The following is a 19,311-nucleotide window of genomic DNA, read 5'->3' on the forward strand; positions in this document are numbered from 1 at the left end:
ATCTTGTCCTCATCGATCTCCATGAACCGACGTTACCACGCGCGGCACCCAAAATCCCGCGGCACTGCTCGGATGGATACCATGAACCAGCATCTGATGAATCAGCATCTGACGCGTCATGTCCATCGGCCACAGAAAATGGTCCGATGAGTTCTAATCATTGAGCGCTGGTATAAGTTTCATATAAGTGATAAACGCCAGCGAACCTTTGGGAGTATACACAGGCGGCTCCACGTCAGTAACTACCCGCAGCCGAAGGGTGCGAGGGGCCAAATTGTTCCCGTCCGCCAGGCGTCGCAAAGGGCGTGATCGACAAATCTATTAAATCGACGGCATGCTGGAGTGTCGCTTTGGTCCGAGCGCGGCTCGGTGAAGAGGCGATGACATATCCGATGCAGTCTCGAGAATCTCCTTTTGTGATGATCGGCGTACCGGGTTGAATGTAGAATCTAACCTCGGCGACGCCTGGAATAGCAGCCGCCTGATCGTCACCATCGATCCGTTCAAGGATGCCATCGCGATCAGCGATGAGCTTTCGGGCAGTCGCAGTGTGCGAATGCGTCTTGGCCAAATTCCATTCGTCCCCGATGACAAGCTTGACGTGCTCCGTAATAAGATCGACGCCGCAAGCGAGCTGGACCAGTTGTGGGTCGGGAGCGCCGCCAAGACGCGGATTGACCTCAATGACTGCTGGGCCGCGCTTTGTCCATCGGAATTCAATGTTTGTGGGCCCCCATCCGAGGCCGAGAGCTTGCAAGCAAACTAGCGAAACATCGGCAATACGTTCATGCTCTTGATCGGTTAGCAGGATCGGAAAGGTCAACTCCCGAGAAACGAAGTGTGGTGGGGGGCCGAACTCACTCTCCGCAATTCCAATAATCTCATTGCCCATTATCTGAGCGTTATAAAGGGGGCCTTGTGCGAATTCTTCGATTAATATCCTTGGCGGGGACCGCCATATGTACTCGCCCTTCAGGAGATAGTTCGTGTGTTCGACCAACTCATTAACGCTGCGGCACAATCGGACACCCTTACTACCGCTACCTTCGGCAGGCTTGAGAATTACCGGCAAGCCGATCTCAGCCGCAAAAGTTTCAATCTCCGGCGCATTTGCGGCCAAGCGATAAGCAGGCATTGGAACGCCGGCCTCCGCCAAGGTCTGACGTTGAACGAACTTGTCGCGGCACCGTTCAATCGATGCGGGGTCCGGCCCCGGTCGATCGAAGTGTCGGCAGAGCCTGGCAACTGCCACATAGATAGACTCGTCGTCACCCGAGAAGCCGGTAATGCCGGCAATGTCATACGTGGTGCGTAGCTGGGAACATTCAAAGATCATTGCTTCGAGATTGCCTGTTTCGACACAGACTGTCGGAACGCTTTCCGTTGCAACGTAGTCGTACTGAGTTGGATCAGCGGAGAGAGTAATTGGACAAATGCCGAGACGCCGGGCTGCTTGGACGTATTTTAGACCATTACCCTTGTGGCCTTCAATCAGGATAAGAGCTCTCATCATTGGTTATTCACTCCGACGTTGCCTGATTGGCGACAGCCAAGACAAATCGGTATCAGCCTTTTCAGCTGACCCTGATCTCAGATGTTGTGGCTAATGTATCATCATCGGCGATTTATAGTCGCAAAGGTTTGTGAATTCTTGTTGACGGCTCTGTTGCGACAGTTGGAGCGTTTGATTTGACACTAAAGGAAATTGGCCGTTCCTGGTCTGGCGATGGGGAAGGGAAATGCTCGACCAGAGAGGGGACGAGATTCGACCGCGCTAGCCTGCCTGTCGTTTGGCAGTATCTAAATGCCGTCCCATGGTGTTCCATGGCTTTTTCTCTCTGTGCTGCTGGATCCGAATCGCCGGGGCTGGGTTAACAGCCTCATTCTGAGGGGGTGGGTTCATTGGAGTTTGACCCCCTCGGCGCAGCGCGGCGAAGGTCAGCCCAAGGCATGACATTCCTCAGGTGAAGGGTTCGCCGCGCCGATGCGATGTCCGGGTTCATTGATACGGCCGGCGATCTGCTGGCGGTTGGCACTCTCCAGAAGGTCGTTGATCAACGACACGACCTGTGCCGGCGTCTTGCGGATTACTGACATAGGCCGTGGTCTGCTCTCCGCCGGTGGTGCATCAAGTTCGGCGGCGTTTCGCTCGCCGCTTGCGCGGCAACCAGCACAGCCGAAACGATGTCGGGCAACTGGACAAGGTCGTCATCACCATCACCGGCAGGAACCGCAGGTTGTGGCGCGCCGTCGACCAGGATGGCTATGTGCTCGACGAGATCGTCCAGACCTGCCGCAACATCAAAGCAGCCAAGCGCTTGCTGACGCGGCTGCTGAAGAAGCAAGGCATCGCGGCGAAGCGCATGATCACCGACAAGCTGCGGTCGTATGGAGCAGCCAGGAGTCAGGTGATGCCGGACGTCGAGCATTGGTCGCACAAGGGATTAAACAACCGGGCGGAGAACGCACATGTTACGCTGCGAAAACGGGAGGCTGATGATGCAAGGCTCCCGATCACCAACTGCAACGCTTCGTTTCGCGCTTCTCGGCCCTGCGCAATCTGTTCGTTCCGCTCCGCTCCGCTCTCGCTAATCACCGCCTGCAGGCCTCCTGAAGATCATGTGGCATGATGGTAAGGATCGTTTGTTTACGAGGGGCCGGGACTACGTCCGCGAGATCGATGTTTACGAGCCTTCGAGAGCAGCGCCTTGAGAGGCCCTACACCTGTTCGCGGTACAACCTCAAACGCGCTAGGTCAATGGCTGTTGCCGAAATATTTAACAACCGCATAAAAGAATTCACAAATGTTTTCTTTCAATATTCTGCAAACCGTGCAAAAATCGACCTAGCAGCTGAGGAAAAACTATGAATGATGATTTGAGTGGTACAGCTACAGTTTCCTTATAAGCACCCTTCAGCAACGATTACTTCTATTTCTGCGATGTGGTCAATCCGCCGGAGACAAGTGACCGACAGGTCGAAGTGTTTGGGATTCTTTCCCTTAGACAAGACAGCTTAGTTCTTGAACTTGGATGCGGTTATGGACGAATTACCAACCGGTTGGCTGAGAAAGGAGCGCGGCTAGCCGGACTCGACATCTCGCCGATCTTGCTAAAAAAAGCCGATGCGGATGAGGCCGAACGCGGAGTAAATGTTGAGTATGTCTGGGCGACATGCGCTCACTTCCCCTGGCGAGACCGATTTGACGCGGCTTTTCTGTGATTTTTTCGTATGTTGCGAAGCGCGGGGTTCGTGACTGTTGAAGCTTATGGCCAGGAAGGTGAAACGTTTACATCCGATAGATCGAACCTCGTGGTTGTCGCGTACAATAATTCCAACGGCTTGTCCTATGGGCTTTTAGAGCTGGCCAAAAGGTGAGTTATTTCTGATGGGTGTAACTCCGCGCGCTGCGAAGACTGCGGAGAATCGGATGCCCCCAACCGAAATCACTCGGCGCCATCAACGCGAACTGCGTCATGCAGGCAACTGCGCGATCGGGAATGGGAAATTGTCGCTCCGTTTCTGGGGCGCTGCTGCAAGGTTGGACGTCCATGCGTGCGCGATTTGCGCGAGCTATGGAATTGCAATTCAGTATGTTGCAGCGTCGAGCTGTCATGGCGGCTTCTACCCAGAGATTTTCCGCCCTTCACGACGGTGCAGTCCGGCACGACTGCAGCCGGCTTGTGTTGGTCAACAAGGCGCTGGTTATGGCAAACGGTCTGCTGATGGACGGAATCCGAACCTCCAGCCATATTATCGACAGCCGGTCGGTGAAGACGACTGACGGCGGCGGTCTACGCGGTTTTGCGGGCAAGAAAGTCAAGCGTCGCACGGGCCACATGGTCACCGATACAGCGGGCAACGTTCACGAGGCATTCAGGACCGCGACGGCGCACCCGTCAGTCACCGAGATTGTCAGAGAGCGGCTTTGCCGGCGAGGATTGGAAACCACGCTGGCTCACATCAAGGACCTGGTTCTCGAAATCGTAGGGCGTTCGGATGGGCCAAGGGATTTGTCGTTATGCTCAAGCGCTGGATCGTGGAGCGGACTTCGCATGGCTAGGCCGATGCCGTCGGCTCGCCAAAGATTGGGAGCTTCAATCGCCGCATCCGAGGCTTGGATGTTCATCGCAATCATCGATCCGACGAATGGCACGGGCGATCGCGCGGAGTTGCGGTGGTGTAATCCCTCATTAGACGCCGTATTTTGAAGAAGTTCGGCCAGGTTCACAGGTCTTTGCAAGTTTTTACGTGTTAACACAATGTTAGCTTTCGAGGAAAGCAAAGCCGAATTGTTTGCCGCGTGCAACCGTAAAAAAGGCGGCCGACACGTCGAAGCAACTGCCTTGCCCCATGCCCGGGGTAATCACACAAATCCTTGTCAAGAACGGTGACGAGGTCGAGGCGGGGCAGTCGCTTGCGAGGGTGGAAGCCATGAAGATGGAAACGTGCTCAGGCCGACGAGAAGGCCCTCGTCAAGTCCGTGAGCGCAATGGTTGGCCAGTCGCTGGCCGTAGACAAATCATTATGGAGTTTGAATGATGAGCGATGGGAAGTGCCTCACTGATTGGCAAAATCTCGCCGAGAAGGAACTGAAGGCCGCCCCCGAAAGCCTCACCTGGCACACGCCCGAAGGCATCGCGGTCAAGCCGCTCTACACCCAGGATGACCTCGCGGCCATCGGCCACCTCGACTCGCTGCCGGGCCTCGAGCCCTTCCTGCGCGGGCCGCGGGCCACCATGTATGCCGGCCGGCCCTGGACAATAAGGCAATATGCCGGCTTCTCGACGGCCGAAGCCTCGAACGCCTTCTACCGGCGGAACCTTGCCGCCGGCCAGCAGGGCGTCTCGGTCGCCTTCGACCTCGCCACCCACCGCGGCTATGACAGCGACCACCCCCGCGTCGTCGGCGATGTCGGCAAGGCTGGGGTGGCAATCGACTCGGTCGAGGACATGAAGATCCTCTTCGACGGCATCCCGCTCGAAAAAATCTCGGTCTCGATGACCATGAACGGCGCGGTGATCCCGATCCTCGCCTCCTTCATCGTCGCCGGCGAGGAACAGGGCGTGTCGCGCGAGAACCTCTCCGGGACCATCCAGAACGACATCCTCAAGGAGTTCATGGTCCGCAACACCTACATCTACCCGCCGGAATCCTCGATGCGGATCGTCGCCGACATCATCGAATATACGGCGAAGGAGATGCCGAAGTTCAACTCGATCTCGATCTCCGGCTATCACATGCAGGAGGCCGGCGCGACGCTCACGCAGGAGCTTGCCTTTACCCTCGCCGACGGGCGCGAATATGTGCGCGCAGCCCTTGCCAAGGGGCTGAACGTCGACGATTTCGCCGGCCGGCTCTCGTTCTTCTTCGCGATCGGCATGAACTTCTTCATGGAGGCTGCGAAGCTGCGCGCGGCGCGGCTCTTGTGGACGCGGATCATGAAGGAGTTCGAGCCGAAGAAGGCATCGTCGCTGATGCTCCGGACCCATTGCCAGACGTCCGGCGTCTCGCTTGCCGAGCAGGACCCCTACAACAACATCATCCGCACCGCCTTCGAGGCGATGTCGGCGGTGCTCGGCGGCACGCAGTCGCTGCACACCAATTCCTTCGACGAGGCGATCGCGCTGCCGACCGAGTTTTCGGCCCGCATCGCCCGCAACACGCAGCTGATTCTCCAGCACGAGACCGGCGTCACCAAGGTCGTCGATCCGCTTGCCGGCTCCTATTATGTCGAGAGCCTGACCTACGAGCTCGCCGAAAAGGCCTGGGCGCTGATCGAGGAAGTGGAGGCGCTCGGCGGCATGACCAAGGCGATCGAGAGCGGCCTGCCCAAGCGCCTGATAGAGGAAGCGGCCACCCGCAGACAGGCGGCGGTCGACCGCGGCGAGGAGGTGATCGTCGGCGTCAACAAATACCGCCTGCTCGAGGAAGCCGATATCGACACGCTGGAGATCGACAACCGCGCCGTCCGCGAAGGCCAGGTCAGGCGGATCAAAAAGATCCGGCAGCTTCGCGACCCCAAAAAATGCGCCGGTGCAATCAAAGCCTTGAAGAAAGTTGCGCGCACGGGTGAGGGGAACCTCCTGGCATCGGCGGTCGAGGCAGCCCGCGCACGGGCCAGCGTGGGTGAAATCTCTGATGCGATGCGCGAAGCCTTCGGGGACTACTCGGCTGTGCCTGAAGTCGTCGGTGACATCTATGGTCCGGCGAGCGAGAACGATCCGGAATATCAAACCCTGAAAGGGCGGCTTTCAGAACAGGTCCGCAAGTCGGGACGCAAACCAAAAATCCTGATTGCCAAGCTTGGACAAGACGGCCATGACCGAGGAGCCAAGGTGATTGCCTCGGCTTTTGGAGACATCGGCTTTGATGTCGTGGCAGGCCCACTTTTCCAGACCCCTGACGAGGCGGCGGATCTCGCTATGGGCGAAATGGTCGATATCCTCGGCGTCTCCTCGCTCGCCGCTGGCCACAAGACGCTCATGCCTGAGCTTGTTGCTCGCCTGAAGGCCAAGGGTGCCGACCACGTCATCGTCGTCTGCGGCGGTGTTATTCCCCGCAAGGATTATGAGTTCCTGTACGAACATGGGGTCGCTGCAGTGTTCGGCCCTGGCACTAATGTCGTCGATGCAGCCCGCGCGGTACTCGACCTCACCCAGGGAAGGCTGCGCAATGCATGATTTCCTTACATGGGTCAACCACGTCGCCTTGGCAGTGCCCAGTCTCGAGGTCGCCGTTGCGCGCTATCGCGATAGCTTCGCCGCCACGGTCTCCGAGCCGCTTGCACTGCCTGAGCATGGCGTCACCGTCGCCTTCGTGGCGATTGCCAACACGATCGAACGGCTCGAACCGCTCGGCGACAACTCGCCGATTGCGAGCTTCGTGGCTAAGAATCCGGACGGTGGCATGCACCACATTTACTACGAAGTGACCGACATCCTCGCCGCCCGCGACCGGTTGAAGGCGGCGGGCGCGCGCGTGCTTGGAAGCGGTGAGCCGAAGGTCGGCGCCCACGGCAAGTCTGTGTTGTTCCTACATCCAAAGGATTTCTTCGGCACGTTGATCGAGCTCGCAGAGGTCAAATGAACCGGTAGCGACAGGCAAATCTTATAGCAAAAGCGAGGAGTGATCGACGGTGGGTCACGTCATGACTGACGGTCTCCACTTGGATCAACATCGACCGATGCAATCGGTCACCGTGGATGAGGCAAGGGCAATTTACAATCCTCCCTTCAGCGATTCCGCGCACAGCTGGTTCACCGCGCGCATTTCGACCCCAATGCCATCCAGATGAGCCGGCTCTTATCAAGACCGGCGGCTGTGCCGAGGATTGCGGTATCAGTCCGCCCACTACCCGACGGGTCTCAAGGCCTCGAAGCTGATGGAGGTCGAGCGCGTTCTCGCCGAGGCGCGCAAGGTAGCGCGATCTTGCCGCCCGTCGGACGTTCAAGGAAGTTTATGCACCGGAGAAACGTGCTTTTGCCGCAGCTTGACTTCCCGATCAGGCTAATGACCTCCCCGCGCGCCGCCGTAAGGGATACGTTCCTTCAGAACTTGCCGTAGGACTTCCGTATTTCCCGGATCTCGATGGCCTTGGAGGCCTGTGCTGGACCTGCATTTGGAAGTCTCTCTTGTTCCCATCTTTCATTTCCATGGCTGTACACAGCTGCTGTGTACAGCGTTTTTCTGAATTGTTCTCGGGTATACCGTAGGAAAAAGACGGGTTCAGGAAATCAGGCGCGGAGGAAAATGAAAACGAAAGCAAGGTCGAGCGAGTCAGTTCGTCGAATATCCTCAACGCGCTGCTCCTACGAATTTGCGGCCTGCACTACCGTCCGGGTCAGGCGCTCAGCGAGACGGCCCTGGCAAGGAGTTCGGATCTGAGCCGTACGCCAGCTGACGACCTTCGGTTTGGTCGAATCGAGAAATGGCGTCGGGACCGTGGTCACGGAACTCCAGCTCGATCAGGCTATCGAGCTTTCCGCAGTTCGCCGTCACGTAGCGCAACTGTTCAGGGGCATGAGCGACCCCGTCCGTTACGGTGACGCGCGCAAAAGGATTCTTGCGTTGGAGCCAGCAGCCGTTGCCCCCTACCGTAATGTGGACTTCCAGAAGTTCGCGAGCGTCAGCCTGCAGATCCAGCGGATCCTGTTGGCAACGCCTTTTGGAGTTCTTCAAGGCGGTTGATGCAACTGATCATCGTGGACTTGCCCGAGCCGGAAGGGCCGCAGATAACGATCCGCTCACCGCGCATCACCTGCATGTTGATATGAGTAATAACCTTAAATTCGTTATATGATTGTGCATACCAATGATTTCGTTGTAAATATCTTCATCGGTTCCATTTGTATAACCACGAGCTAATGTTAAAATTTTTGTTTGCCACTTTGAACTTCTCCCGATCTCTGCACTGCATAATGTTCACAAATTTTTTTATTCTACTTTGAAAGACGTAGCCTTCTTTCAAGATAACTGCTGTATAAAGACATGGAATAGCAGAATGCAAAGTATATAAATGAGACGAAGATGAACATCTCAATCGCGAAACTTTGCCATGCCGGATCGTCAATTGCTGCTTTTCCGGCTGACATGAGGTCAAAGATTCCGACAACGAGCACTAAAGATGTGCTCTTGAAGATCGAAATGAACGTGTTCACCAGCAACGGAAGAGCTTTATGCAAGGCTTGCGGAAGAACCACCAGCAACTGAATCCGCCAGAACCCAAAGCCGAGCGCTGTTGCAGCTTCGCCTTGGCCAGCTGGAACGCTCTGCAACCCACCGCGAACAGCTTCGGCCAGATAGGCCGCAGAAAGTATGATCAATGCAATCTGCGCCCTCAATAGCTTATCGATTTCAAAGCCCGGAGGAAAGAAGACTGGAAGCACGAATGTCGCCATGAACAACAGAGTAACTAGTGGAAGGCCGCGAATGATCTCGATGTAGCTGATGGACATAATCCGAAAAATTTTGAATTCCGAACTTTGTCTGCCCAAGGCGAGGAGGATTCCTATGGGGAAGGCGAAGATGATACCAAAGGTTGATAGCAAGAGAGTGACCACTAATCCGCCCCACATCGTCTGGGGCACGAATTGGAGCCCTAAGCCTCCCCACATCAAAACCCCTACGCAAACCAACGCTAAAATCCAGCCGGCAACGAGCCAACGGCTCCAGAAAGCGGGAACAGCGCTTACGGCATAGAGGGCAATCAAGATCATGATGGCAGCGGCTGGCCGCCATTGCTCGTCATATGGATAGGTGGCGAAGAGAATGAAGCGGTATTTTTCCGGGATCAGGGCCCAGCATGCGCCAGTCTCAGGAGATGCCCGACACGCGGTTGAAATGCCTGGCTCACTGATCCAAATTGCATCCAGAACGGCCCACTTCAAAGTTGGAATCGCGATCGCGACGATGATCAGGAGAAGGATGCCAGATAACAGGAGTCCCGAAAGATTTGGCTTGAGGCGAAGTCGCACCGCTGTTTGCTGAACAGTGTAGGAGGCGTGCGAGATCATGGTATAGCGAGCGTTGTTCATTAGCTGCGCCCCACCAAAGCCACGCGTCCGTTAAGCCAGTTCATGAAGATCGATATGGTCAGATTGATCATAAGAAACGCAAACATGATCAGGGCAACCGCTTCGATGGCTCGTCCCGTGTCATTGATGATGCTGTTCGTAACGGAGACAAGATCTGGGAATCCGATCACAATGGCCAATGATGTCATCTTGGCTAGGTCCAAATACTGACTGGTGGCTGGCGGTATTATCAACCGGAGTGCTTGAGGCAACACCACGAGTCTCAGAGATTGCTGCCGTTTAAGGCCGAGCGCCGCTGCCGATTCCCACTGGCCCCGGGGAACGGATAGGATGCCCCCGCGAACGATCTCGGCAATGAACGAGCTATAGTAGATGGTCAAACCTAGTACGATCGACAGGAATTCCGGTGTAACGCTCCAACCCCCAACGAAGCGCCGTCGGTCAAACTGCGGAATGGAGACTTCCATTGAAGCGCTAAAGCAGACCAGCGATATTGCAGAGAGGATCAATCCAGCCTTGGTGGCAAATATCAGTATTGACGTTGGGAAGGTTCCGACTCCAACGGTCGTTCTCCGCAAAAGATGAGAGAACAACGCGATTGTCAGGAAAATGAGAGATGCAACGAGGAAGGTGTTAGAAAAGGCTCCGCCGGAAAGTGCCGGGACGACCAGCCCTCGATTGGAGAGATATGCCAGATCGCCTAATGACCAGGCTGATCGGATCGGCGGCAACTTCTGCAGCAAGAAGTAGATAATGAAGAGATGTGCCAACAACGGCACATTTCGTACGTATTCCACATAACTGAGAGCCGCGCGTGACGCGATCATATTGCCGGACAGGCGAGCGATCCCAAGAATGGTACCAAACAACGTTGATAAGGCGATGCCAATAACAGCAACCAAAATCGTGTTCAGCAGCCCAACTACAAACACACGATAGTTGGCATCGCCAGTCGCATAAGCGACCAAAGTCTCCCCAATTGGAATGTTGCCGGATCTCGTCAGAAAGTCCCAGCCGAAGTTCAGGTTACGGACTTCATAGTTCTGCTGTGCGTTCTGGAACATCCAGCCCATGATCGCTACGATCACGACGACTGCAATAATTTGCCAAGCCATGTTCCGGCTTTTTCGGTGACCCGAGAGCGACTGAATGATCATCTGGATGCTTCCAATCTATGTCTGTGAGCGTCGTCGCCGGAGATAGACAGTGAGAGGGGTTCTTCAACCCCTTTACCCAGATGTCAGTTGAAAGGCGGCGAGTACATAAGGCCACCGTCTCGTGCCAGGGCGTTCTGGCCCCTAGCCATATTGACCTGAGAACCCTTGCCGAAGTGACGATCGAAAATCTCGCCGTAGTTCCCGGTTGCCGAAATGACCTTCACCAGCCAATCGTTATCGAGTCCGAGAAGCTTGCCGAGCTCGTCCTGAGCTCCGAGCATCCGTCGGACTGTCGGGTCCTCGCTTGCCGTCGCAAGCTGCTGCGCGTTGGCCTGAAGAATGCCCTGTTTTTCAGCTTCAATCAGTCCATAGTGAACCCATCGCACGATGGTAAACCATTCCCAGTCGCCGCGGGCAACGTAGACGGAGTACGGATCGGCCGACATTAGTTCATCCAGGACGACGAGTTCCGAAGGATTGGGTGCCATCGTCACTTGGACGCCAGCGAGGTCCGCGGCACCAGCCACTGCCGCGTCGCATCTGCCTGAAAGGAATGCCTGGAACGTGTCCTGGAATTTCTCGAGCTGTATCAGTTTATATTCGAACCCCTTTTTCTTCATCGTGTCAGCCAATGCCCCGACGGCGGAGTTGCCGTGAGTTATGCAGAACGTGGCATCACTCATGTCATCGGTTGACGCGATACCTGCATCCCGACGGACCATGAACCCAGCTCCGGTGTAGAAATTCGTCGCCACTGAAATGACCCCCAGCGAGGCATCGCGTGTCAGGTTGGAGAGGGTGTCCCGAGCGAGCATATCCACCTGCCCGCTTTGCAGCGCCGCAAAGCGCTGCTGCAAAGTGAGCGGTACAAATGTGACCTTGTTCTTGTCACCGAGAACCGCAGCAGCAACGGCCCTGCAGTAGTCTACGTCCAGCCCAACCCAAACCCCCTGGCTGTTCAAACGGGAGAACGTGGGAAGCGAGCCGCCTACACCGCATCGCAAGGTTCCATCTGACCGAACCTTATCCAGAACCTCACCTGCATGGGACACACTAGGCAGAGTGCACTGGAGAGAAAATAAAACGATTGTTAAGATCCACCACTGTTTCATGATATTCCCCTTATTGTATTGTCCCGGGCGGAAGCGAATAACGCTCTGCATTGAGACGACCGCTCAATAAGTATTCTTGTCAAATTGTGAGCGCAGTCCGAGTTGCTTGACCTTGGCCACGCTTTCTGAAAGGTCGGCTAGGTACTGGTCGCAAATCTTCGCATGCACAGGGTTGACGGCCATCTGGATTGAAGGTGCCGGGCGCTGCGAGCGCCCGATGAACCACCCCTTGTTCCCCATTTCGTCAGCAACTGCATTAATTTCGATGCCCGGATCGACGCTCTTGTAAGCAAAAATGCACAGCTCAAAGGGTTTAATAACTTCCAGTCCGTCGATGGAATCGATGCCGTCGGTAAGGCGGTCAACTGTTCCAAGCGTGATGTCCGCGAGGCGGCGATAGCCATCGTTTCCGAGGACGTTCATTACGGCATAAGCTGCCGCCACGGCACCACCAGCGCGCGTGCCTTGATTCGACTCAGACTGGTAAGTACCTCTCGACCAGTCGAGCGCGAAATGCGCCAGCTTCTTATCCTCGGCAGAGGAGAAAAGCACGAGAGAGGCTCCCTTGGCTGCAAAGCCATATTTATGAATATCGGCCGAGAGGCTCTTCACGCCCGGTACGCTCAGATCGAATTCCGGAATGCTCCTTCCGTTCATGCGCGCAAACGGGGCGAGGAAGCCGCCGACGCAGGCATCGACATGCAGCCACAGACCGTTCTTGAGGCATATTTCGCCCAATCCGGTGATGTCATCGAAGGTTCCCGCAGCATAGTTCGGTGCCGAACCAACTACCATGATGACGCTATCGTCCAGCGCCGTTTGCAGTAAGTCGAGATCGAACTTGAAGTCGCGATCGCGCATCGGGAGCCGTTCTACCTCGAGCTCCATGAGATCTGCCGCGCGATTGAACGCCGGATGGGCAGTCTCGGACAAAAGAATTTTATACGGCTTCTTCTTGCCGCTCTGGCGGGCCCACTGACGCGCCGCCTTGACTGCCAGGAGAATGCTTTCCGTCCCTCCGGAGGTGAAGATGCCGCCGCTCGCTTCCGAGCCGCCCAAGATCGCGAGTCCACGACGGATGACCTCGTCTTCCATCCGCTTGAGGCTGGGGAAGGCACGCCCTTTGCCAAGCCCGTTCTCGACCATGTACAGGCCGTACGCCTCGCGTTGTATATTCAGCATCTCCTCATCGAGGTAGTAGATGTATGAAGGTAGACGGCCCCCTTTCCAGTCGAAGTCCTGATCCTTGAACGATTCCATCTCAGCGCGCACTTCGTTCCACGTGCGTCCATTTGTCATTGTCATGTCCATATCCTGATTTCGGCGAGTGATTTCGTTGACGATAGGCGGTCGTAAGCGGGATATCGTGGCTATCCGGGCTTACGCGACAGGCATTCCTTCTCCGCAATCATTGTTGACGCCTCCTCAAACAGGGCTCGCCGCACATCCAATTGAGCGGGATGCATCGGGCCCGGCTGGGACGAATGCGGGGTACTACTTAAAGCCCTGGGAGGCGCAACTACGGTCGCTTCCCTCACGCGACACATTTGTTATGACAAATGAACATCAAAGTTGTCCGTCTGTCAACAATCGTTTCTCAGAATATTGCCTTCGAGAGAGAATCCGGATTGCATTATTTGATGTAACGCGGCATAGATTGGGGCAGTTGGGAAGCAGAGATTGAAAGCCGAGTTTCTTGCCTGTCCGCCTTATCTCGCTGCAGTAGCTTGTTTTGTTATGACAAAAATGCGCTCGGCGCGGAGAAACGGAGGCTGAGACTAGCGGGCGGCCTCTTGGCATCCGGGCTGTCAGGAATTTCGGAGGATCATCGCAAGCGCCACGAGCGACATGATGAGCGGCCTTTTCGGCTTCGATTCCGTGGTTGCAGAACAGCAATGTCCAAGCCCGACGCCAGCGGAGCCACAATTGTCGGGCGGTCGGAGGCCGCCCAAGGCGCTACGGTCGGCAGTCGGTTTGCCCGACAGGGTGGGTGAGGGTGCCGGCGATCGAGATGCGGCCGGCCCGTTTGAGTTAGCCGATTGGGGGGACCGTTGGTGTGGCATGTGCGCGTAAACGTTCGTCGTAGCTAATTGGCGTGCCGATCGAGACCGTTTTTCTGTGACGTGACGCCTTTTGTCGTCCAGAACCTGTTTACGATGACCCCGCTGATCTGCTTTCCTTTCCTCCCAAGTTGCTCGCAGCCCAGATGGCAAACTAATAGGTGTCGTACAAGCAATCATGGCCGATCTTACACACACAGGAGACAGTGCAGGGTTATTCCGAGATACTGGTCTCGGACGCCGGGGGTCCGTCTACGATGAGATCCGCTTCCGGTTGATCAGCGGCGGCTATCACCCAGGCGAGAAAATCAAACTGCGGCCGCTGGCCGAGGAACTGAATACCAGCGTGACACCGGTCAGGGAGGCACTCCTGCAATTGGTGACGGCCGGAACGCTCGAACATTCCCTGCAGAAATCGATACGCGTCCCGGAAGCGAACTGGCACGTCTATAAGGAGGTGCGTGAGCTCCGTATCCTTATCGAGTCCCGTGCGGCAGCATATGCCGCCGCGCGAATACCCGAGAGCGCGATTGAACAGATGGAGGCGCTGACGGAGCAGCTCGATACCAAATCTCCTGCCGACCTCTCCCTGCATCGAGAGAGGCTAGTCGAGTTTCACTTCGAGCTTTACAGGCATGCCGGAAAGCCTGTGTCGCTAAAGCTAATTGAAAGCCTGTGGTTGCAGTCGGGACCCTATCTCAGCTTCCTGATACCCGAATATCTTCCTCTGTCGAAGTCTCCAAGCCTCCGCGTCAAGATTTGCTCCGCATTGAGACGGCGTGACGGTATGGCAGTCGCGGAAGCAATCGAAACGGATCTCCGAAACGCACTCGGGTATCTGCTGGAGCGGTTCACCTAGGCGGCTAGGTCGCCGCGTTGGCGACAGACCTGATAGACAGGACTCATCTTTTCCGTTTCCGTGGGCATCCGGAAGATGAGCGCAAGCAAATCCTTCGACGACGCGTCGTTAGAAGTTCGTTGTACCACTAAAACCGAGGGCGTGTAGATCTCTGGGGACATGTCCGCCGGCAGCCTTGGTGACATGGCGGACAGTGGACCGCGAATAGGGGGCATGAGCCGGATGCAAGGCTTTTTGCCCGGAACTGCGGAAAACCAGTTTTCTGATGCCAAGGGGGAAGCACAGGCGGCACACCACCGTGAGCCGAGAGTACGGATGCAGGGGTCTGGGGCGGACCGACCCGTAGTAGTGATGAAGGTATTTGAAGAGCCGCTACAAACGGCTGCTTGAGAGCGGCATGTTCACCGGCGAGGGAGTAACCCAGCAGCTCGGCGTTTGCATTTCGACCGTTCACTAACTCGGCCGCAAAGGCATTCTCGAGCGTCATCGATACGCCAGCAACATCGCTACTTGTACAAACCGCCGGGTAACGTCAGACGCGTCTCCAAAGGGTCGCCGACGCACCCAGGCGCTCGTAACGCTCACCAAAAATCCTAAACGCCTGGCTACTCACGCATCATCCGTTCCCTGAAATCGCGCAAGCCTGGCTGAAGCGGTAGGTTTTTAGAGGCGTCCAACTGTATCCTGATGACGGATCCTACAGGATACGCGTCTCAGGCCGAGCCTGAGACGCCGGAACATGCGACTCTATTTTTCAGTGGAGTAGTCCGCTCCGTACCATTTGATCGACAGCTTTGAAAGCGAGCCATCGTCCTTCATTCCTTTGACTGCCGCAGCAATCTTTTCGCTGAACTCATTGTCGCCTTTAAGTATCGCGATGGCTGCTGGCGCGGCATACAGGGGATCGTTAAGGATCTTCATTGGATAGCCCTTGCTTATAGCAGTATTCGCAACAACTTTGTCAGCGATCACTGCATCAAGTCGAACTCCATCGCCGAGCCGGAGGTCGTCGAAGGCCATCGTGGTGGCACCGTAGCTCGTTACGGCGCCCGGCTTGAACTGGTAAGTAATAGGCGTACTGCCTTTCCAATCTGGGTTAAGCTTGTGGTTGGCATAATCGTTATACGCCGAGTTCGCCAGAGCGCCGACGGTCTTGCCGTCTAGATCGGCAAGCTTCGTTGTCTTGCTATCCCTGTGCACAACAGCGACCACCTGCTCGTAGTAGTAATTTGCGGGAAAGTCGAACACCCGCTCTCTTTCCTTTTTTGGTGCCATCTGACCCATGGCCATATCCCATCGGCCTTGCCAGTTGCCGGCCATGATAATATCCCATCCTGGTGTCACGAATTTGACTTCGACGCCGAGGTACTTCGCTATGGCATTGGCGATGTCAACATCGCAGCCGACGAGTAGCCCTTTGTCGTTCAGGTGCGAGACCGCACCCCAGTCCGTCCCGACGGCCACCGTGAGCGTCTTAGTGGAAAGGACGCGATCAAGCACTTCGCCAGCATGAGCCGAAATAGCGGAGGCGAACGACGCAAATACGATGGACGCAGTCGTTGTGAGCGTTTTCAATGACCAATTCACCTTTGTTCCCCTTTTCCTTGTTTAGTGTACGGTAATCCACAGACCGAACATTGGGTCTGTTCATTGTTATTGATAATGCACCACGATGTGCGGGTTGCGCCAAAAGGCGCTGATTCTCGAAATGAAGGTTTCAAAAAAGCGTCCGGAAGCCGAGTTCGCCGCCGAGATGCCGAGGGTTTGCAATGGTCTTGAGCGTCTCGGCGGCCGCCTCGAACAGGATCATATTGAGCTGCCGCTTGTTCTGATAGGCTGTTGCGGCAATCTCGGCCAGCACGGTGAACACGACAATGCCGGGGTCCCCCGCGCGATCGCTGGCCGACCGTCAGGTAGATCTGTTGCCGGTGACGTACTTCCAATGGGCGGCTGTAGCAGTTTGTACACAATGCGGTTCAAGGCGCTGTCGTCGCAGGTCTCGACATGGCCGCCGAGCGCTACGGTCCGGCACAACTCGAGCGCCGCCATGACGTCGCGCTCCCCCCGACCGATTGACCGTCATCGAAACGACGGTGGGCGGGCGCCATGACGGCGGAAGATATCGGCCACCTCCAGCGCCGGTCGCATGGCGCGATCTCAGGCCGGCGGCACGACCTCGAGGCGCAGCCGATCGGGCGGGCTCTCTGTCCGGGCGCGCGTGGTTGTCGCCACTTGCGTGTAGCGTGCTGTCGTCGACAGAAGGTGCGCCCGAGCATCACCTGGATGATGCGGATATCGACGCTCCTCTCGAGCACGGGTGGCAAAGCTCTGCCGCAGCGTGTGCACGCTGACCCGCTTGGTCAATCCCGCCGCCTTGGTCGCCGAACGGCAGGCGGCATAAAGCACCTGCACATCGATCGTCTTGTCGCCCCGTCCGGGAAACAGCCACTTCGTCGGACACGTCAGCCGCCAATAGGTGCGCAGGATGCCAAGCAACTGCGGCGACAGCCTCACCGTGCGATCCTTGGCGCGGTTGCCGTGATGGAATCTGGATCACCATGCGCTGGATGTCGCACCTTCAGGCTTACCGTCTTCGAGGCACACAGTCCCGCAGCACAGACGGTCGATACCGCTGTGCGCGCCTTCAGCGACGACACCGCTTCTAGAAGCGCACGACCTCGTCGGCGCTCAAGATCGCCGGCAGCTTGCGCGGCGTGCGCGCATAGGCAATCCGCTCGGGGTCTCCGCCAGGTCTAGCGTCACGCGGTAAAGGAACCGCAGCGCGTAGCCATCTGGTTGAGCGCTGGCCAGAAGATGCCTGCGACATCAGGTACACCTTGAAAGCGCGCACATCCTCCAGCCCCAGCCGATGCGGGGAGCGGCTGAAATAACCGGCTGAACCTTGTCACTGCATGCAGATAGGATGGTTGCGTGGCCGGCGACAGGCGGCGGAGCATCGAGTAGTCGATCGTGCGGCGACGCAGCGGGTTCACCGCTGCCGGGGCGTCGGTCATCGGTCGGTCTCCTAGTCGGGGTTGGTTTCCAACACCCAAACATCCCACTGGGAGACCGCGCCTCCAAACCCGACCTCTCCCGCGTCAGCGGGTTAGTTCAATTCCGAGTCTCAAAAAACTTGACACGCTTGTCGATTCCTCACTTCGCTTGACAAGGGGGATGGATCGCTAACAGGCCGGCGCATCGGCGGTGGAGATAGCTGTGATCGACATAGGTCCTCCTCGGATAGAATTATCGAGATGGTGTCAGGCATAGCGGGCGACCGCCAGTTCGGTGGCGTCGACCCGGCTTGCGGCCACTGACGAGATCGCTGATGACGCGGGCCGAGCCGGTGCTCATCGTCCAGCCGAGAGTGCCGTGGCCGGTGTTGAGATAAAGGCCGCCAATCTTCGTCGGGCCGATGACCGGCGTGCCGTCCGGAGTCATCGGTCTTAATCCCGACCAGAAGGTCGCCTTGGACACATCGCCAGGGAAGAGGTCGGTGACGGAGTGTTCGAGCGTGCGCCGGCGCGCTTGGCGGAGATCGTTGGTGTAGCCCGAGATCTCGGCCATGCCGCCAACCCGGATGCGGTCACCGAGACGGGTGATCGCGATCTTGTAGGTTTCGTCCATGACAGTCGATTTCGGGGCGCGGGAGGCGTTGGTGATCGGGATCGTCAGTGAGTAGCCCTTGACTGGGTAGACCGGCAGTTTGATACCGTAGCGCTTCAGGAAGACTGGGGAATGGCTGCCAAAGGCCGCCACGACCGCGTCCGCCGCGATCCGCTCCTCACCAGTAACGACACCACGCACTTGGCCGCCTTCGACATCGAGCCGCTTGACCGTCGTGTTGAACAAGAAGCGGACGCCTGTCTCCTCCGCCTTGCCGGCGAGCGCATTGGTGAACTTGAAGCAGTCGCCCGTTTCGTCCTTCGGCGTCAGCAGGCCACCGACGATCTTGTCGCGGACATGGGCAAGAGCCGGCTCGACCCTGACGCAGCCGTCGCGGTCGAGCACTTCATAGGGAACGCCGTCGGCGGCGAGAGCCTTCACGTCCTTTGCAGACGCATCGAGTTGCTGCTCAGTCCGGAAGAGCTGGACGGTGCCCTGCATGCCTTCGTCAGGCAAGCCCCGTTTCATTGCGTAGCTCGGCGAGCGCAAGACGGCTGTAGTTCGCCAGGCGCAGCATGCGACTCTTGTTGATTGCATAGCGTTCCGAGGTGCAGTTCGACAGCATCCTGAGTAGCCAGGACAGCATGGCGGCATCGAACTTCGGGCGCAGGATCAGCGGCGCATGTTCCATGAACAGCCATTTCAACGCTTTCAGGGGAATGCCCGGGGCGGCCCATCGCGAACAGTAGCCGAATGAGATTTGGCCGGCATTGGCAAAGCTCGTCTCTAGCGCCGGACCCGGCTGGCGGTCGATGACCGTGACCGCATGACCCGCTTTCGCCAGTTGATAGGCGGACGTGAACCCGACGATGCCGGACCCGAGAACAACAACTTTCACATTCCCCAATAATGGAGCTCAAAGGGCTCTTTCAGCGATATTGCCGGCGGGCGCGAGATGGTGCTTGCACATAACGTGACCGC

16 protein-coding genes and 7 pseudogenes are annotated in these 19,311 nt (G+C 57.0%); 8 read left to right on the top strand and 15 right to left on the bottom strand.

Annotated elements, in window-relative coordinates; translation table 11 throughout:
* Positions 1-235 precede the first annotated feature (235 nt).
* Positions 236-1,513 (bottom strand): ATP-grasp domain-containing protein, encoded by a 1,278-nt coding sequence (locus tag ATC00_RS13280; RefSeq protein ID WP_064253154.1) that lies wholly within the window; start codon positions 1,511-1,513, stop codon positions 236-238.
* A gap of 425 nt (positions 1,514-1,938) precedes the next feature.
* Positions 1,939-2,097: a hypothetical protein gene (locus ATC00_RS32790; RefSeq protein WP_162532530.1), complete on the bottom strand. Its 159-nt coding sequence runs from the start codon at positions 2,095-2,097 to the stop codon at positions 1,939-1,941.
* Positions 2,098-2,112: 15 nt separating this feature from the next.
* On the opposite strand from ATC00_RS32790, the pseudogene ATC00_RS13285 reads away from it, so the two are divergent.
* From ATC00_RS13285 to ATC00_RS33445, 7 genes and pseudogenes are all read left to right on the top strand, one after another.
* Positions 2,113-2,614: pseudogene (locus tag ATC00_RS13285) on the top strand (IS6 family transposase); the annotation flags it as partial.
* A 368-nt stretch (positions 2,615-2,982) separates the two neighbouring features.
* Entirely contained in the window at positions 2,983-3,222 is a 240-nt protein-coding gene (locus tag ATC00_RS34040) for a class I SAM-dependent methyltransferase (RefSeq protein WP_072642873.1), read from the top strand.
* 159 nt (positions 3,223-3,381) lie between these two features.
* Positions 3,382-4,211 (top strand): annotated as a pseudogene (locus ATC00_RS34045) (transposase).
* Between the two features lie 100 nt (positions 4,212-4,311).
* A pseudogene (locus ATC00_RS13295) lies at positions 4,312-4,542 on the top strand (biotin/lipoyl-containing protein); the annotation flags it as partial.
* Complete coding sequence (gene scpA, locus ATC00_RS13300; protein WP_064253178.1) at positions 4,542-6,683, top strand: methylmalonyl-CoA mutase; 2,142 nt, start codon at positions 4,542-4,544, stop codon at positions 6,681-6,683. The pseudogene ATC00_RS13295 and the gene scpA, both read left to right, overlap by 1 nt.
* Positions 6,676-7,089 (top strand): methylmalonyl-CoA epimerase, encoded by a 414-nt coding sequence (mce, locus tag ATC00_RS13305; RefSeq protein ID WP_064253157.1) that lies wholly within the window; start codon positions 6,676-6,678, stop codon positions 7,087-7,089. The genes scpA and mce overlap by 8 nt, the downstream gene beginning before the upstream one ends.
* A 97-nt stretch (positions 7,090-7,186) precedes the next feature.
* Positions 7,187-7,420: pseudogene (locus ATC00_RS33445) on the top strand (biotin synthase BioB); the annotation flags it as partial.
* On the opposite strand, the gene ATC00_RS33450 reads toward ATC00_RS33445, so the two are convergent.
* The 7 genes from ATC00_RS33450 to ATC00_RS13330 all read right to left on the bottom strand — a co-directional run bounded on the left by ATC00_RS33450 (position 7,368) and on the right by ATC00_RS13330 (position 13,110).
* On the bottom strand, positions 7,368-7,514 hold the full coding sequence (locus tag ATC00_RS33450) for an ATP-binding cassette domain-containing protein (RefSeq protein WP_161951907.1): 147 nt from the start codon (positions 7,512-7,514) through the stop codon (positions 7,368-7,370). The pseudogene ATC00_RS33445 and the gene ATC00_RS33450 sit on opposite strands and share 53 nt — an antisense overlap.
* Positions 7,515-7,851: 337 nt before the next feature.
* Positions 7,852-8,181, bottom strand: coding sequence for a hypothetical protein (locus tag ATC00_RS32795; RefSeq protein WP_162532531.1), 330 nt, complete (start codon positions 8,179-8,181; stop codon positions 7,852-7,854).
* Complete coding sequence (locus ATC00_RS33925) at positions 8,129-8,266, bottom strand: ATP-binding cassette domain-containing protein (protein ID WP_082912313.1); 138 nt, start codon at positions 8,264-8,266, stop codon at positions 8,129-8,131. Before ATC00_RS33925 ends, ATC00_RS32795 begins: the two co-directional genes overlap by 53 nt.
* A 175-nt stretch (positions 8,267-8,441) precedes the next feature.
* Positions 8,442-9,536, bottom strand: coding sequence for an amino acid ABC transporter permease (locus tag ATC00_RS13315; RefSeq protein ID WP_064253159.1), 1,095 nt, complete (start codon positions 9,534-9,536; stop codon positions 8,442-8,444).
* On the bottom strand, positions 9,536-10,693 hold the full coding sequence (locus tag ATC00_RS13320) for an amino acid ABC transporter permease (protein WP_064253160.1): 1,158 nt from the start codon (positions 10,691-10,693) through the stop codon (positions 9,536-9,538). Before ATC00_RS13320 ends, ATC00_RS13315 begins: the two co-directional genes overlap by 1 nt.
* Positions 10,694-10,776: 83 nt before the next feature.
* Complete coding sequence (locus ATC00_RS13325) at positions 10,777-11,805, bottom strand: transporter substrate-binding domain-containing protein (RefSeq protein WP_064253179.1); 1,029 nt, start codon at positions 11,803-11,805, stop codon at positions 10,777-10,779.
* Positions 11,806-11,868: 63 nt separating this feature from the next.
* Entirely contained in the window at positions 11,869-13,110 is a 1,242-nt protein-coding gene (locus ATC00_RS13330; protein ID WP_064253180.1) for a pyridoxal phosphate-dependent decarboxylase family protein, read from the bottom strand.
* A 933-nt stretch (positions 13,111-14,043) separates the two neighbouring features.
* Between ATC00_RS13330 and ATC00_RS13335 the strand changes: the two genes are divergently transcribed.
* Positions 14,044-14,724 (top strand): GntR family transcriptional regulator, encoded by a 681-nt coding sequence (locus ATC00_RS13335; protein WP_064253161.1) that lies wholly within the window; start codon positions 14,044-14,046, stop codon positions 14,722-14,724.
* A 747-nt stretch (positions 14,725-15,471) separates the two neighbouring features.
* Here ATC00_RS13335 and ATC00_RS13340 read toward each other — a convergent pair.
* The 6 genes and pseudogenes from ATC00_RS13340 to ATC00_RS13350 all read right to left on the bottom strand — a co-directional run bounded on the left by ATC00_RS13340 (position 15,472) and on the right by ATC00_RS13350 (position 19,228).
* Positions 15,472-16,299 (bottom strand): transporter substrate-binding domain-containing protein, encoded by an 828-nt coding sequence (locus ATC00_RS13340; RefSeq protein WP_234782300.1) that lies wholly within the window; start codon positions 16,297-16,299, stop codon positions 15,472-15,474.
* A 160-nt stretch (positions 16,300-16,459) separates the two neighbouring features.
* Positions 16,460-16,600, bottom strand: a pseudogene (locus ATC00_RS32565) (IS91 family transposase); the annotation flags it as partial.
* 115 nt (positions 16,601-16,715) lie between these two features.
* Positions 16,716-16,872, bottom strand: a pseudogene (locus ATC00_RS34185) (IS91 family transposase); the annotation flags it as partial.
* A gap of 9 nt (positions 16,873-16,881) precedes the next feature.
* Entirely contained in the window at positions 16,882-17,238 is a 357-nt protein-coding gene (locus ATC00_RS33455; RefSeq protein WP_234782301.1) for a tyrosine-type recombinase/integrase, read from the bottom strand.
* Positions 17,239-17,483: 245 nt separating this feature from the next.
* Positions 17,484-17,738, bottom strand: coding sequence for a hypothetical protein (locus ATC00_RS33460; RefSeq protein WP_234782302.1), 255 nt, complete (start codon positions 17,736-17,738; stop codon positions 17,484-17,486).
* A gap of 246 nt (positions 17,739-17,984) precedes the next feature.
* Positions 17,985-19,228, bottom strand: a pseudogene (locus tag ATC00_RS13350) (D-amino acid dehydrogenase).
* Positions 19,229-19,311: the final 83 nt, after the last annotated feature.

It is taken from the genome of Sinorhizobium americanum (assembly GCF_001651855.1).
GTDB classification, from domain to species: Bacteria; Pseudomonadota; Alphaproteobacteria; order Rhizobiales; family Rhizobiaceae; genus Sinorhizobium; species Sinorhizobium americanum.